17 protein-coding genes, 1 tRNA gene and 1 pseudogene are annotated in these 14,679 nt (G+C 60.9%); 5 read left to right on the top strand and 14 right to left on the bottom strand.

Annotated elements, in window-relative coordinates:
• Nucleotides 1–198 precede the first annotated feature (198 nt).
• From ACGVJ8_RS07940 to ftsH, 9 genes are all read right to left on the bottom strand, one after another.
• The gene (locus tag ACGVJ8_RS07940; protein WP_392347023.1) at nt 199–1,365 is read right to left on the bottom strand and encodes an AAA family ATPase; all 1,167 of its coding nucleotides are present in this window, start codon (nt 1,363–1,365) and stop codon (nt 199–201) included.
• 118 nt (nt 1,366–1,483) lie between these two features.
• Nucleotides 1,484–1,924, bottom strand: coding sequence for a hypothetical protein (locus ACGVJ8_RS07935; RefSeq protein WP_392347021.1), 441 nt, complete (start codon nt 1,922–1,924; stop codon nt 1,484–1,486).
• A 225-nt stretch (nt 1,925–2,149) separates the two neighbouring features.
• A complete protein-coding gene (locus tag ACGVJ8_RS07930; RefSeq protein WP_392347019.1) occupies nt 2,150–2,518 on the bottom strand; it encodes a hypothetical protein in 369 nt (122 codons plus the stop codon).
• A 295-nt stretch (nt 2,519–2,813) separates the two neighbouring features.
• Nucleotides 2,814–2,886, bottom strand: a tRNA-Ala gene (locus ACGVJ8_RS07925).
• Nucleotides 2,887–2,940: 54 nt separating this feature from the next.
• Nucleotides 2,941–3,564 (bottom strand): transcriptional repressor LexA, encoded by a 624-nt coding sequence (lexA, locus tag ACGVJ8_RS07920; RefSeq protein WP_392347017.1) that lies wholly within the window; start codon nt 3,562–3,564, stop codon nt 2,941–2,943.
• Between the two features lie 67 nt (nt 3,565–3,631).
• Nucleotides 3,632–3,856, bottom strand: a complete 225-nt coding sequence (locus tag ACGVJ8_RS07915; protein ID WP_392347015.1) for a hypothetical protein — start codon at nt 3,854–3,856, stop codon at nt 3,632–3,634.
• An 11-nt stretch (nt 3,857–3,867) separates the two neighbouring features.
• Nucleotides 3,868–4,191: a hypothetical protein gene (locus ACGVJ8_RS07910; protein WP_392347013.1), complete on the bottom strand. Its 324-nt coding sequence runs from the start codon at nt 4,189–4,191 to the stop codon at nt 3,868–3,870.
• Nucleotides 4,188–5,144, bottom strand: a complete 957-nt coding sequence (gene argF / locus ACGVJ8_RS07905; RefSeq protein WP_392347011.1) for an ornithine carbamoyltransferase — start codon at nt 5,142–5,144, stop codon at nt 4,188–4,190. Before argF ends, ACGVJ8_RS07910 begins: the two co-directional genes overlap by 4 nt.
• Before the next feature lie 45 nt (nt 5,145–5,189).
• Complete coding sequence (gene ftsH, locus ACGVJ8_RS07900) at nt 5,190–7,064, bottom strand: ATP-dependent zinc metalloprotease FtsH (protein WP_392347009.1); 1,875 nt, start codon at nt 7,062–7,064, stop codon at nt 5,190–5,192.
• Nucleotides 7,065–7,199: 135 nt separating this feature from the next.
• Here ftsH and ACGVJ8_RS07895 point away from each other — a divergent pair.
• From ACGVJ8_RS07895 to ACGVJ8_RS07885, 3 genes and pseudogenes are all read left to right on the top strand, one after another.
• Nucleotides 7,200–7,807, top strand: a pseudogene (locus tag ACGVJ8_RS07895) (SOS response-associated peptidase).
• A gap of 48 nt (nt 7,808–7,855) precedes the next feature.
• Nucleotides 7,856–7,978 (top strand): hypothetical protein, encoded by a 123-nt coding sequence (locus tag ACGVJ8_RS07890; protein ID WP_392347007.1) that lies wholly within the window; start codon nt 7,856–7,858, stop codon nt 7,976–7,978.
• Nucleotides 7,979–8,147: 169 nt separating this feature from the next.
• On the top strand, nt 8,148–8,585 hold the full coding sequence (locus ACGVJ8_RS07885) for an ion channel (RefSeq protein ID WP_392347005.1): 438 nt from the start codon (nt 8,148–8,150) through the stop codon (nt 8,583–8,585).
• 2 nt (nt 8,586–8,587) lie between these two features.
• Here the strand turns inward: ACGVJ8_RS07885 and ribD are convergent, their stop codons facing one another.
• A complete protein-coding gene (gene ribD, locus ACGVJ8_RS07880; RefSeq protein WP_392347003.1) occupies nt 8,588–9,637 on the bottom strand; it encodes a bifunctional diaminohydroxyphosphoribosylaminopyrimidine deaminase/5-amino-6-(5-phosphoribosylamino)uracil reductase RibD in 1,050 nt (349 codons plus the stop codon).
• 14 nt (nt 9,638–9,651) lie between these two features.
• On the bottom strand, nt 9,652–10,140 hold the full coding sequence (locus ACGVJ8_RS07875) for a DUF3122 domain-containing protein (protein ID WP_392347001.1): 489 nt from the start codon (nt 10,138–10,140) through the stop codon (nt 9,652–9,654).
• A 304-nt stretch (nt 10,141–10,444) separates the two neighbouring features.
• On the opposite strand from ACGVJ8_RS07875, the gene ACGVJ8_RS07870 reads away from it, so the two are divergent.
• Nucleotides 10,445–10,819 (top strand): hypothetical protein, encoded by a 375-nt coding sequence (locus ACGVJ8_RS07870; RefSeq protein WP_392346999.1) that lies wholly within the window; start codon nt 10,445–10,447, stop codon nt 10,817–10,819.
• A gap of 27 nt (nt 10,820–10,846) precedes the next feature.
• Nucleotides 10,847–10,969: a hypothetical protein gene (locus ACGVJ8_RS07865; protein ID WP_392346997.1), complete on the top strand. Its 123-nt coding sequence runs from the start codon at nt 10,847–10,849 to the stop codon at nt 10,967–10,969.
• 26 nt (nt 10,970–10,995) lie between these two features.
• Here the strand turns inward: ACGVJ8_RS07865 and ACGVJ8_RS07860 are convergent, their stop codons facing one another.
• From ACGVJ8_RS07860 to ACGVJ8_RS07850, 3 genes are all read right to left on the bottom strand, one after another.
• Nucleotides 10,996–13,494, bottom strand: coding sequence for a GH116 family glycosyl hydrolase (locus ACGVJ8_RS07860; RefSeq protein ID WP_392346995.1), 2,499 nt, complete (start codon nt 13,492–13,494; stop codon nt 10,996–10,998).
• Nucleotides 13,495–13,553: 59 nt separating this feature from the next.
• The gene (locus tag ACGVJ8_RS07855; RefSeq protein ID WP_114988399.1) at nt 13,554–13,796 is read right to left on the bottom strand and encodes a hypothetical protein; all 243 of its coding nucleotides are present in this window, start codon (nt 13,794–13,796) and stop codon (nt 13,554–13,556) included.
• A partial coding sequence (locus ACGVJ8_RS07850; RefSeq protein ID WP_392346993.1) for a sulfotransferase occupies nt 13,793–14,679 on the bottom strand: 887 nt, incomplete at its 5' end. The genes ACGVJ8_RS07850 and ACGVJ8_RS07855, both read right to left, overlap by 4 nt.

The raw sequence follows: 14,679 nt of genomic DNA, 5'->3' as shown, positions 1-14,679 counted from the left end.
CGTGAGGCAGCGAAACGCCAAGCGACGATTGAACTTACAGAAGCACCGAACGCAAGAAATGTGATCAGCGTCTGAGAAGTATTCATGGGTAACTAACTAGTGAGGCGCTTCTAGCCACTCACTTACAACTGGCGCTGTTGTTACTAATCAGGAACTGCCAAGGTGTTGGATACCAGTGTTGGGAATGTAGGAAAAGCTCTATTCAGTATAGGCATATACAGGGCGACCACCTGTAGACGGAAGCTTGCGACGCAAAACCTTGTCTTCAGTCAGCAGTAATTGCAGTGTGCGGCGAGCGTGTTCTTGATTACAGGCGAGGGTTTGGCTGATCTCCTTAGTGGTCCATTGCTTGCCACTTCCTTTGATCAAGGCCAGCACCCGATTTTTAATCTCGTTGCTTTTCAGCGGCAGCAAATCAGACGGGTCAACAACGCTGACGACACGATGCGAGTAGTCCTCCTTGCATCCATCCAGATTCCAAGCAGTGCCTTCCTCGCAGAAACGCCTCTTTAGGCACTTGAGGATTAGGTGCGTGTCGTAGCTGTCATCGGCTGTATCCGCCTTCCAGATCACCCAGACATCACTGGCAGCCCATGCCTGACTGCCTGCGCCAAAGAGATCACCAATCCTGACTGTGTTGCTGGTAGCGTCTCGTGCCTGCTTACGCAGGTGGCAAGTCATAAGCACCAGAACGTTGTTCTGATCTGCCCAGTCGTTGAGTGCATAAATCGGCAGATCAAACTCCGCGTCCACCATCCGCGGGCCATCGTCGGAGCGACCTAACAGCGTCGTGATGGAGTCAATGAAGATAGCGTCGTAGCCATTGAGTTGCTGAAGGCGAGTCAGCCGCTCTAGGTCCAGTTGTTCCATGTCAGTGAGCAGGTCAAAGGCTGGATCCATGCCCATGACCTGCAACTTGCGCTGGGCGTTCCTTTCGCTCTCATCGCTCTGGATCACCAGAACCTTGCCTCGCTTGCACTGGAGCTGTCCGCCAAAAACATCGCCAGTGCTGATGGCCTGAGCCACCCCGTAAACTAAGGTGCTTCTGCTGGCTCCTGTGGCCCCGCCGAAGACAACCATTGACCCGCGGGCACCGAACTGATCAATCAACCAATCGTCTGGTTGCTTGGCTTCAAGCAGTGAAGCCGCGCTGGGGGCTTTTCCTACATCTCCAGACCTAGGAGCTTCCTCAGCAGGAAGGCTCGCTCGTATGCGACTCATCTCGGCTCGGATGTGGCCGAAGACTTCTGGTTCTTCGGCGGCGGCGGCGGCCTCTAAAAACTGTCGGGGGTCATCCACTTCTTGGCTCCTTGAATGGTCTACAAGCGATTGGTTCTCCGAGCTGGTTTCAGTCGCCCAGCTCATTGCGGCGGAACTCCTCCACCTCTCTGCACATCCACCAGAGCGTTTTCAACGCACGGTCAAGAATGGCTTTTCTTTCCCGTGGGCAGGGCCGCGAGCGGGCCAACTTGCCGACGGTTTTTCAGAAGGCATTGGTCGCCTCGTAGGTCTCCAACGCCAGCGCAAAATCCCTGCGCATCTCGTCGGGCCGCAAAAACTCAAATAGCGGGACCGCTAAAGCGCGGTCAATGTCAGCGATGGCCTCTTCAATCTCCTCGGCAGCAAGGCGACCGACCTTGTCCATCGGGGGCGTTGTCGCCCCCAAAAGACGGCTGTAAGCGCGTGAGCGGGCCTTGCCGCGATGCGGCTTGAGGACCATGGCACAGCCAGCGAAGCCGCCGTCAAGGCGGATAACGGCCCACTGCTTGCCACCGATGTTGATGGTGTCGCCGCGCTTGAGATGCGATGGAGGGCCATGTGACTGGCCCTGATGGCAAAGGATCGTGGTGTCGTTCCAGCGGCAGTCGCTGTCACGCGTTCTCCCGCAACACGGGCAGGGCCACGCAGGACTTGATTTCTGCATGGCTCAGAACTCGACGATGCGTCATGCCTGCATGCCGCGTTTAGCGATCGCCTCACGCACTGCATCAATGTCCCAAGTGATTGGGGCATTTGGACTGGGCCCAACCCAGTGGTGGGTGCCATGCACAAGAAAGCCACTATGGCTGTCACGCAGGCACTTCAAATAGTCAGGCGAACGGCCTAATGCCGCCGCGGCTCGTGTGGACAGGTTCATTGAAAGGATTCCTTAGAGGTATCCCTTTGCTTTCAATGCAGCGCGCAGATGGGGCTCAGTGACGTTCCTAAAAGGATTCGGCTCACAGCCCAAATACCCTTCACCACGAGTGTGAACGGTAATGCCGTTAGGCAACGTCGTAATGAAGTTCCTGAATATCCAGCGTTCTCCACTTCGACCACGTTCCTGATACGCCTGCCAAATGCGATCACAGGGGCGTAACTCCCCTTTCCACTCATCGCCATCAGATGCATTGTCTATGAGCAACAAGTCTTTAATCACTGCAACAGGAAGCTCCTCAGGGCCACACTTCGCCGAAACGAAAACGTCCTGATCGTTGATGGTGGTCTTCGATGGTGGTGCGAGACGATTTTTGCGCATGCCAATTACTTGCAAAGGCGGAAACCGTTGAATCGCCGTTAGACCGCTTTGGCGGAATCGTGCTGCCGTAAGGACAGGAGTGGTGCCAGTAAGGACTGGCCACTCGCAACGTTGCAAAAAATTTATGCGCTACTGACAGCTATTGCAACCAGCAAATAGGGGCACCTACCACCTCACCTATCGGCGGTATGCAAATAAAAGTCGGGCTAAAAATCGCGCTAAATGAGCTGAGACGCTTCACAGGGCGATATGCCTTGATACAAGAAAGCCCAGTCAAAGACTGGGCTTCAAAAAATGGAGCCAAGGAGACTCGAACTCCTGACCCCCTGCATGCCATGCAGGTGCTCTACCAGCTGAGCTATGGCCCCAAGTCGACGTGGTTGCTTCAAAGTCGTCGTGTCATACCTTACACCGCGGGAGCCTCAGGCCTGACGCCAGACGGCAACCAAGCGACCCTGCACCTCCACTTGTTTGGCGGGAAGCTCAATCGGTTGATAAGCGGGGTTGGCAGCTTCAAGAACCACCGTCGCCCCCTGGCGATGGAAATGCTTGAGCGTGGTGCCGCTGCCGGCCACCAGAGCACTCACCACGGTGCCGTTACGCAGCCGCTGTGGATCCTGCACCGGCTCCATCAACACCACATCACCATCGGCGAGGTGAGAGTCGACCATCGAATCTCCATTCACCGTCAGAGCAAACAGGCCACGGGTCTCCAGCACCGGCGCCAGGTCGAGATGCTCCTGAACATCATCGAAAGCCGTCACAAGGCCACCCGCCGCAACGGCGCCCAGCACGGGAATCCCGGTGGCACCAACCGTATCGCCCAAGAGCTGCAAGGTGCGCGCCTGGCCTTCCTGCCAGGTGATCCATCCCTTCTGCTGAAGATGGCGCAACCGGCTCTGGATCGGCGCAGGAGAGCGCAGTCCCATCGCCTGCATCATCTGGCGAATGGAAGGGCTGTGGCGATGGGTGCCGATGTAGTCCGCCAACCAGTCGTAAAGCTCTTGCTGAGCAGTGGTGAGAGGCTCTTGGGGGGCACGGGTCACCGCAAGAAAAGGTTCGGGCAATACACTTGTACCGTTCCTTGTCCTGCACCGCAAGCGCTAGCTCAGTTCAAACCAGCTTCCACACCGCAGCGTCGGGAATGCTCGGCGCCAGGTTTAGGTCTTTTGGCTCCTTGAACACCACACGCCATTCCGGAACCCGGCAGGAGACGTAACCGGGATGTTCAATCAGCAGCTCCGGCTCCTCGGTTGTGGTGGCCACCCAGCCCGACATCCAGTGCCCCTCCTCAGAGAGGCCACCTTTGAACCAAACCCAGCAGCGTTCCTTACGCATCGCGATGCTCTTCAGCGGTTTTTGTAGGACTCAAGCTGTTGCGGACAGGCCGCCATCAGATATCCCATCAACTGCCCGGTGATGCGGGACTTTTCCTGATCATTCGGTGCGGTGGGGACATCCTCGTAACGCATCGAGGTGTCGCGCTCAAACATGGTTTTGAGCTCAGGATCCGGCAACGCATAAAAGGCATTCACACCCATCTCACAAATTTTCTCGGCCGTCCATCGGGCAATCGTGCTCTGCTGTTTTTTATGGGTGGTCTGATCCGCTGACGCCGTCACCGTATGAACGGTGACGATCAACGGCACCAACCAGCGGTGGATTACCGTCACACACCACCCATCAACGCCGCCAACAGAGCCTGCTGCGCATGCAGGCGGTTTTCCGCCTGATCAAAGATGCGGCTCGCCATGCCCTCCATCACCTCAGCGCTGATCTCCTCACCGCGGTGGGCCGGCAGGCAGTGCAGAACGATCGCATCGGCTGCCGCCTGCTCCATTAGGGCTTGATCCACACAGAACCCAGCAAAGGCCTGCTCCCGCTGAGCCTGTTCGGCTTCCTGGCCCATGGAGGCCCAGACATCGGTGTAAACGGCCTGGGCACCCGCCACCGCCTCACGGGGATCGGTCACCACCTCAATCGAGGCACTGTGCTGTGCCAAGGATTGGGCCTGCTCAAGCACACCCGGCAACGGCTCGAAGCCCTCAGGGCAGCCGATACGCACATTCACCCCCAGCAAGGCACCGCACAGCATCAGGGAGTGAGCAACGTTGTTGCCATCGCCCACATAGGCCAGGGTCTGCCCGGGAAGGGCGCCATGGGTTTCCTGCATGGTGAGGAAGTCCGCCAGGGCCTGACAGGGATGCTCCAGATCAGTAAGGGCGTTGATCACCGGCACCGAGGCCCAGTGGGCGTAGTCCACCAGTTCCTGCTGAGCGAAGGTGCGAATCGCAAGCACATCGCAGTATCGGCTGAGAACCCGAGCCGTATCCTCCAGTGGCTCGCCACGGCCGAGCTGGGTGACAGAAGGATTGAGATCCACTGTCTGACCGCCGAGGCGGGCAATGGCCACCTGAAAACTCACACGGGTTCGGGTGGAGGCCTTGCTGAAGATCAGACCTAGAACGCGGTTACCGAGATCGATCCGACGATCGCCGCTCTTCAGTTGTGCAGCCAGATCCAGCAACGCTGCTGTTTCCTCCGCGGAGCAATCCGCTGAAGAAAGGAAGTCACATCCGCACAGCGGAGAGAGGACAGCAGCAACGCCCGCAGAAGCGGTAGCCATCGCGACGGTTCAAAGGACTGTTATCGGGGATGAGGCCCGCTGCCGTCAAGCGGTCACACCCGATGGCAGCACACTCGCCTCAAGCAGATGCTTAAGGTCATCCCCCTCGATCACCTCTTTTTCAAGGATCTTCTGGGCGATCGTCTCAAGCAGCGCCATGTTCTCCCGCAGGATCGCGAGGGCGTCGTCATGGGCTTGGTCCACCAGCCCGCGGACTTCCTTATCAATGGCCTGTGCCGTGGCATCACTCACCGAGCGGCGTGGGTTGTTACCACCCCCGAGGAAACGGCCGCCGCCCTGCTTGTCGTAGGCCAGGGGCCCCAGGGTGTCGCTCATGCCGTAGGTGCCCACCATTTGCTCAGCCAAATCGGTGGCCCGCTGCAGGTCGTTGGCAGCACCCGTGGTGATCTTGCCGAAGACGATCTCCTCAGCAGAGCGACCACCCAAAAGCGTGGCGATCTGCCCCTGGAGTTCTTCCTTGGAATTGAGGAAGCGCTCTTCGGTGGGCAGCTGCAGGGTGTAGCCCAGGGCGCTCATGCCACGGGGCACGATCGAGATCTTGGCCACCTTGCTGCCGCCAGGCATGAGATGGCCCACGATCGCGTGGCCTACCTCGTGATACGCCACCACCTTCTTTTCATCGTCCTGCAGGACGCGACTCTTCTTCTCCAGACCGGCCACAACACGCTCGATCGCTTCACCGAGGTCCTGTTGCTCAACACTGGTGCGCTGGGCGCGCGCTGCCAGCAGGGCGGCTTCATTCACCAGGTTGGCGAGATCAGCTCCAGCGAAGCCACTGGTGGCCTGGGCCACACTGTCGAGGTCAACGCCTGTAGCCAGCTTCACTTTCTTGGCGTAGATTTCGAGAATGGTCTTGCGGCCGGAGAGGTCCGGACGGTCCACCAGAACTTGCCGATCGAAACGGCCTGGGCGAAGGAGGGCCGCATCCAGCACCTCGGGTTGGTTGGTGGCGGCCAGAACGATCACCGGCTTGTCCTGCGCAGTGAAGCCATCCATCTCGGTGAGCAGCTGGTTGAGGGTCTGCTCCCGTTCGTCGTTGCCGCCAACAACGCCCATGGAGCCCGAACGGCTCTTGCCGATGGCGTCGAGTTCATCAATGAAAATGATGCAGGGCGATTTTTTCTTGGCTTCTTCGAACAGGTCGCGCACGCGTGCGGCACCAGCACCAACGAAGAGTTCCACGAACTCCGAGCCGGAAATGATGAAGAAGGGCACTTCGGCTTCACCAGCCACGGCCTTGGAAAGAAGGGTCTTACCAGTACCTGGGGGGCCGACCAGCAGCACACCCTTGGGGATGCGAGCACCGATCTCGGTGTAACGCTCGGGACGCTTGAGGAAGTCGACGATCTCAGTCAGTTCCTGCTTGGCCTCATCCACACCCGCCACATCGGCGAAGGTAATTCGCGACTCCTCATCGGGCACATAGACCTTGGCCTTGCTCTTGGTGAAGCTCAAAGCCCCCTGAGCACCACCGCCCATCGAGCGGCGGGCGAAGAACTGAAGCACCAGGATGAAGATCAGGGGGGGCACCACCCAACTGAGGACGGTGGTAAAGATATTGGGCTTTTTGGGGGGGGCTGCCGCGAATTCAACGCCCTTGGTCTCCAGGCGTTGCGGCAGATCCATGTCGAAGATCGGCGTGGTGGCCAGCACCGGAGGCGTGCCCTCCTCGGGATTACTCAGCTCGTAGCGGATCTGATCCTGGGTAATAAAGGCCCGCTTCACCGCACCGTCATTCACCTGGTCGATGAACAGGGAGTAAGGCACCCGCGGCACCTGCTGCATGCCATTGCTGGGGAAGAAGCTGCTGAACAGCAGCAACACCCCGAAGCCAATCAGCACCAGGTTGATGATCCCGAAGCGACGGTTCGGCTGGTTATCGTCCTGGCGGATCGGCATGGATGGCCTGAGAGTTCCGACACGCTACGAGGGATCTCTGGCAATCAACGGGTGTAAGAACCGAACGGCGCCTAGGTTCTGCCCACGTGTGGTCGCTATTGCCTCGACACGCCTCGCGTGGAATTACAACGGTTGATGAGCAGCTGGTTGCGGCTGGATGACAGCGCCTGGTTGGAGCATTATGCCCCACGCGACCTAAATCCGCCCCCACGAACCGGTGCTGGCGGTACGGCGCGAACACGAGAAGACCTTACTCTCCCACATGCTTTGGGGCCTCCTGCCGGGCTGGGTCAAAGACCCGCTGCAGGTACCACGACCGATCAATGTCTGCGCCGAAACCATTGCGGAGAAAGCCTCCTTTCGCAGGCCATGGCGTCATCACCGCTGCCTTCTGCCCGGCACAGGCTTTTTTTGAAAACGGGCACCTGATCCAGCGCAAAGACCGGCAGATGTTCTGGCTGGCCGGTCTCTGGGACCGCTGGATCGGCCCCGATGGTAATGAAGTGGAGACCTGCTGCGTGATCACGACGCGACCCAACAGCCTGATGGCGCCATTGCACGATCGAATGCCGGTGATTATTCCCGACGGGTTGGAGAACGTCTGACTTGAACCGGGTGATGGAGCCCACCGACGCGCCCTCGAGCCGATGCTCACGCCATCACCAGCGGAGCCATGGGACTGCAGAGCACTGAAGCCAGCCGCCCCCAAAAAGAACCACCAGCAGCTCTCCCTCCTGGACTGATCAACGCTTGATAGCAGTTGCTGGCCGCCGACCCTGAGGTCTGACGTAGTGGCCAAGGTGTTGGTGAAATTGGTTCGGCGACTGCTGCAGCGTGATGGCACCCAGTTGAAGCTGCTGCTGCTCTTCACCCTGATCGCCACCGTGGGCTTCGCCTTTCCCCGCTTGGACTGAGCGACTTACACCGGCTACACCCTGGTTGCCTTGCTGCTCACGCAGGTGATGGTGGGGAGCAGCAAGGCACCTTGGAGTGGTGCCCTGTATCGGGCGGGGTCTGGGACTGGTCGCCGTCGCGACCATGTAGCTCTGGCTGCTCACGCCCCTGGAGCTGATCTACAGCGGAATGCCGCTGGCCCTGAGCTGGAATGGGTTGGTGGGCTGGAGCGTGATCCGCCTGGTGACGCGCTTCGCCAACACCAAGCGCGTCACCGAAGCGCTGCTGATGGGTGCAACGGCCGGTTACCTGCACATCGGACTCGCCGCAGGGCTGGTGATGAGTGCCCTGGAAACCATCCAACCGGGCAGTTTCGTGCCCTTGGAACTGGCCAATATCAGCGACACGAGTGTCTTAGCCAACGCCCGCATCTTTTCAGCACTGAACTACTACGCATTCGTTTGCGTCACCACGGTTGGTTTCGGGGACATCAGCCCGATGCTGCCCTTGGCTCAGATGGTGAGTGTGGCTACCAGCGTCGCCGGACCGCTGTACCTCGCTGCTGTGATGGGCGTGCTGATCGGCAGGTATGCGAGCAGCCTTGATCGCCAAAGCCAGGAGCGCTGACCTCAGGTGCCGCTGCGCCAACGCAGCAACCAATCCTGGTCTAGGGGTTCGCTCTGATGCCACTGCCCCTGCAACACCTGATCCATGGCGCTGAAGTTCAGATCTCCAAGGGGAGTGCGGGCGGCCGTGCCCCCCATCAGTTTCGGAGCCACCACTGCCACGATCTCCTGCACACAGCCCTGATGGATCGCAGCGGCCGCCAGCCCGGGGCCGCATTCCCAAAGCACCTGGTTGCAACCCCGTTCCGCCAGGGCCTCCATCAGCTGCATCGGTTCACAGGCCGAAAGCCCAAGAGCCTCAAGACCGGATGGCAGACGCTGGGGGTCGGCATCGGGTCCGTGGGCCACGAGGGTGGGCGCCACCGCGGTATCCCAGAGCTGGGCCTGATCCGGCAGATCCAAACTGCGGCTCAGCACCACCCGCAGCGGTTCCGGTGAACGCCGGCCCCTGCTGGTGAGCAGCGGATCATCGCCGCGAACCGTGCCGCCCCCAACAACCACGGCATCTATGCCGCTGCGCAGCCGATGCACCCAATCGCGGGCGGATGGACCGCTGATCCATTGGCTGGCGCCATTGGGCAAAGCGGTGCGGCCATCCAGGCTCATGGCCCACTTCAAGATCCCGAACGGGCGGCCGGTGCGAACGCGATGCAGAAAGGCCCGGTTCTGCTGGCGGGCCTCCTCGCGCAGCACAGCACTGATCACCTCCAGCCCCGCCTCCCTCAGCTGACGGATGCCGCCCCTATCCACCCGGGGATCGGGATCCTCCAGAGCGATCACAACGCGGCGAATGCCCGCGCGCAGCACCGCCTCACTGCAGGGGGGCGTGCGGCCGTGGTGGCAGCAGGGTTCAAGGGTGACCACAAGGGTTCCGCCCCGGGCCGCATCCCCGGCCTGCCGCAACGCACCCACCTCAGCATGGGCATCTCCGGCCCGCGCATGAAAGCCTTCGCCCACAAGTCGCCCTTCGCGATCAAGAACAACTGCCCCCACGAGAGGGTTGGGGCTGGTGTGACCTTCAGCAAGAGCGGCCAGGGCCAGGGACCGCCGCATCCAGAGCTCCCACATCAGCTGAGAGGCAGTTCCTGCAGGGACCGCCATTCACCCACGACGTAGGGAGGGATCGGCAACTCGGTGAAGACACCCGGCAACGCCAAACGCAGAGGTCGGTTGTTGCTGAGATCGTCCAGCAGAGGATCGAGGGCAAATTCAGCCGCTGCGTCGCGGCCATCGGTGGCTAGCACCGGATTGGCCAGAGTGATGTCGTCCAACTGCCATTCGCGCCGACCCGCCAACACCTGGAGGCTCACTGGATGATCGAGCCGCAGTTTGCCGGGGTAGCCCACCACGCGCAGCACCACCGGCTGGCCCGAAGGGCCCTCGCGGTAGGCCACCGCCTGCCAGCTGTCGTAATCGAGATCCCGCAGGCTCTCCAGCGAACGCACCATGGCGACACCGGCCTCGTTCTCATGTTGATGCACCTGAGCCCAGGCCGTACCCGGCGTGAGTAGCAGCAGCCCCAGAGCAGCCAACAAACAACAGAGCAAACGGCGCATGGGGAGAACGTTCAGTCGGAGAATTCTCACAACAATCCTGGCTTTGAGGCGATTTCCATCAACAATCAGCGCATGGAGGTTGCTTTTCATTCGGCCCCTGGGCTCAGTGCGACCCTGCAGGCGGTGGGATTCAAGATGGATGCCGCCCAATTGAGCTGTGGTGAACTCCGTGGGATCTTTCGGCTGGGTGGTTCACGGCAGCTGTCGGTTTTGTCAATCCAAACCAATTAAGAGCTGCTGCTTCAGGGCAACCGACCGCCCTGGGAGGATACCCCTCAACTTGAACACCACCTATCAATAGCCGGTGGTTCGTGGGAAGGAAACACAACCCGGCTCCCTGCATGGTTTTCAGACCAGCCTGAGCGACGCTTTTGTTCAGCTTCCCGCGGGGGCCCACATCCAGGTGGAGCTTGTCTCCCAAACGCGATTTGAACAGCTCGCCACCGCTACCGGTGATCACCAGACGCTCGAGGTGATCCAACGATCCAACTTCGCCAACCTCCACACCCAGCGGTTTGACGAGATCAGCGCCTTGATCCAGGCCCAGCTGATGGGAGGGGGCCAGGACAATCTGGTGGAAGTGGCGACGCTGGAGGCGTTATCACCCCATCAGTTGCAGGGAACAGCCAGTGGTATACCGGCTCTGGGAGCGGGACTGATGAAAGATCTAAGGGCTTAGGGGTTCAAGGACACCGGCCAAGCGATCATGCTGAATGGCCTCAGCTCCCCAGAAGTGCAGCAGGCCATTGGCGGCAACACCGTGCATGAGATTGCCTGCCATTACGGCTTCCAAAGCCGCAATCACTTCGCCAGGGATTACCGCAGCTAATTCAGCGAGTCCCCCAGCGCCACGCTTCAACGGGCATCCGCTCCGGGGATAAGAGTCCAATCGGTCTCCGTGGCCCAGAGCCCCCAGATGGCCATGGTCCTCAGGTAATGGCAGGCCCGGAAGGTGTTCACCGTGGTGATCGCCTCAGGGGTACGGAACTGCAGACCACCGGAATACACCTGCTCAACAACGGCTGAGCAGATCGCTTCCGCCGCCTGCTTTTCACCCATCAAGCGGTAATAACTGGCGATCCCAAAGTTGATCCCCGTCCACACCTCGAGCGGGTGGGTGCCGTTGGGATCCAAGGGCGTGCCATCGCGGCGCAAGCCGTTGGCCACGCCAAGAGAACCGCCATCGAAAGCCTCGAAGCAGGCCTCCTTGACGGCCTTCAAGGTGCTGCGGCTGTTGGCATCACTCACTACCGGAGGCAGGCCCAAGAGCCGTGCATAGAAATCGCCGCAGAGCTGATCGGCCATCACCACCGGCGTGCCGCTTTCGGCATCAATGTCGTAGTACTCGCCGTTCCAGAGCAGCTTGTCGAAGTTGCCCCGGGATTGCTCCAGCCAACCGCTGAATTCCCGTTGCTCAGCAGAGGTGTCCAACCCGGTGCTGAGTTGGAGCGTCTGAGCAATGGCAAGGGCAGCCTCAAGCGCAGCGATCCAAAGAGCGCCGCAGTAAGCACTCACCCCTTTGAGGGGCCAATCATCGAAGGTCTGATCCGGGGCACCACCGTTGTCGGGCAGCCCGTCGTTGTTCACATCGAACGTCTTCAAGTAGCGCAGCGCCTCTACGGCCGCCGGCCAGCAATCGGCGAGGAAGCGAATGTCTTCACCACTGGGAGCGAGCTTGAAGGTGCGCCACACCTGCAGCACAAAATCACTGCCAAGGTCCTTCCAGAGGTTGCAGTCTTGATAAGCGGTGTAGTTGGTCGCATCCCAGGGGATCTCGTTGGGAGCCCCCAGGTCGTGGGGGGTGGCTCCTTTCACCTTGCGATCAGCCTCCACCCGGCCCCGGCCCTGGGTGAAGTACCAGCCGATCGGGCGCTGGGTGGCGTCCGCCGCCGGAATCGCCCGAGCAAAACTGCGCAACACGGCCTTGTCGAGTTCAGGCCAGAGCTGCAGCAGGGCCAGGGATCCGTAGAGACGAACATCGAGGCTTTCGTACCAGGCGTAGTCGAGGCACTCGAGAACGCCGAAGCGGCCGTAGGGATCCTCAGGTGATGCCGCACTCCAGAGACTGCCTCCACTGCAGAGGTCGTAAAGCTCATTGAACAGAGCCATCCGCAGCGGTTCCGGCAGGTCCTGGCGTTGCAGCACCGGCTGCTGCCAGGCCTCGATCTGCTGGCGCCAACTGCGCCAGTCACGCAGCGCTTCAGCGGCAATGGCAACCGCCTGGTTGGCATCCGCACAGAAGAAATCAGTGTAGCGGCGCAGCGCCTGGCTGCCGGTAGCAAAGGCCGTTACGGGAAGGTCCCAGCTGATCACCAGCGGGATCTCAATGCTCTGCCCAGGGGCCAGCTGACACTGCACTGCCAGCGCAGCACTGAGGGGATCGTCGGATCCACTGCGTCGATCGTTGTTGCTTTCGGGGATGGAGCCATCGGCACTGAAGCTGTCCCAGAGCTCACGACCATCACCGCTGGGATTCCAGCGGCTGCAGCGCTGGATCGTCACACCAGGCTGCTCGGCTGTGGCAATGCACCACTGGCCCTCACCTTCGGCAACGGGGTTGGAGACGTTGCCCTCGAGCACCACTCCCTTGAGGGAGCCATCGTCAATACAACGGTTACGCTGGCCGGCAGTGCTGCCGATGGCCGGGGCGTAGTTGTGTTCCGGGCTGCCGTCATCGCGGAAGTGAACCTCCGCCGAGGCATCGGTGTTGGTGAACCAGCCGGTGGTGTTGCGCCAACTCAGCAGCAACGACAAATCCAGAGGCTGGTCGCTGGGATTGCGCAGCATCCAGACGAACACCGCCACCGGGTAGCTAGTGCGCTGGTAATCACCCGGCAAGATCGGACTGAAGGCCTCACAACGCACCTCAGCGTCGTATACGCCCTCATAGCTGGTCCAACTGAGGGGGTAGCGGGCGGCGTAGCTGCCGGTGCTGCGGTTCAGCGTGCTGGCCGGGTACCACTCCCAGGCCTTCAGTGGCTGGCCGCCCTCCGGCCGCGAAGCATCCTGATCCGGCTGAACTGCCAGGGCGTGGGCACGCTTGCCGCGGCCATTCTTCTCAAACAGGGCGAACTGGCAATCGGGCAGCACCCCAAACCAGTGCTCGCCGCCATCGAGATGCCAGAGGTTGATGTTGCCGTCGGGCGCCCGCCCAAAACAGCCAGCTCCGAAACCACCCAGCGGCATGCCGTGGTTGGGGCCGTCGTCGAGGTTGCTGGCATAGCGAACCGTGTAGGGCTTGTCCCAGCCCAGGCCGAAGGGTCTGGTCCAGGAGGCCTCCGGTGTCTGCCAGCGCTTGGCTTGCTTGTCGCGGCCCAGCAGGGAGTTCAAAGCGGACCAACCGAACGAAGCCATGCAGGGGCCGAGAGTCGCTCCAGATTGCCAGGTTTGGCGCGATCAGCCAGCCGTTGAGATCATCCTGCAGACAAGGGTGAAGGATTGTCCTCGGCATCCAGCAGGGCATCCAAGGTGACCGCCGTGCGGACCAAGGCTTGATAGCGATGCAGGCTGCGGCGGTTCTGATCCAGCCAACGGCCGGGGGCCGTCCCCTCCAGGTCAGGCTGATCGGGATCGAGCAGGGGTAGATCGTCCTGCTGGGCAATCAGGGCAATCACAAGCTCGTGCAAGCGTTGGCGACGATCGTGGGCTGGGGTCATGCCTCCTCCATCAGGTCGTTCAGGCGCTGTTCCGCCGCCAAGGGCAGAGTCACCGGATCAGCGGTGTAGCTGCGGGCCTGCGCCACCGTTTCCTCCACCTGGGTGACGGCATCGGGCAGGGGCTGGAGCCCCACCAGAGAACCCAACCGCTGCTTCACCTGAACCAGCGAGCGGATCGAGGCCTGCCGATTACGGCGCAACAGCACAAAGCGTGCCCTGGGGCAGTGGCGCAGCACCAACTCCACCCGGGCGGAATGGGCGCTGTTCTTGATCGGCAGTCCCGTCTTCCCCTTGCCGTCATGGAGCCAGGTGAGCTTGGTGAAATGCAGCCACTGCCTCTCGAAGGCACCAGACAAACCCAGAACATTGCGGCGGAAAAACCAGGGATAGGCCAGGGGAAAGGCCATCCCCACCATGTTGGTGTCGATGGTGAGTCGGGCCAGACCGAGCTCATCCTCCTGGGGGTCGTCCGGCCCCCAGAGCACCGCATCGATCGGCCGCTGCCGCGTCATCCACACTTTGAGTGCCCAGCAAAACCAGGGTTTGAGTAGCAAGGCCACCTGCGGCGCCATGGTGAGCGCGTTGCGCGCCATGGCCAGCGTGGGATCACAGGCCAGCAACTGATGCAGATAGGTGGTGCCACTGCGCCAGTGGCCAATCACCACGATCGGATCATCCGGAAGTGCAGCCTTCTGCAACTGGCGATCCAACAGCCACAACTGCAGCCAAGCCAGGGGTTCCACCAGCAGCCCACTGAATCCCATCAACAGGTCCACCCTCCAGCAGCAGAGGGCAGGGCGACGGAGCTGCAAGCCTCGAAGCAGCATCGCAGGGCGCAGGAAGTCCCCGGCCACCAAGCGATCCACCAGCAGATCACCCCCTG

This window comes from Parasynechococcus sp. (assembly GCF_042954245.1).
GTDB lineage: Bacteria > Cyanobacteriota > Cyanobacteriia > PCC-6307 > Cyanobiaceae > Parasynechococcus.
The sequence above is the reverse complement of the archived record's forward strand: the minus strand, read 5'-3'. Positions and strand labels throughout refer to the sequence as shown.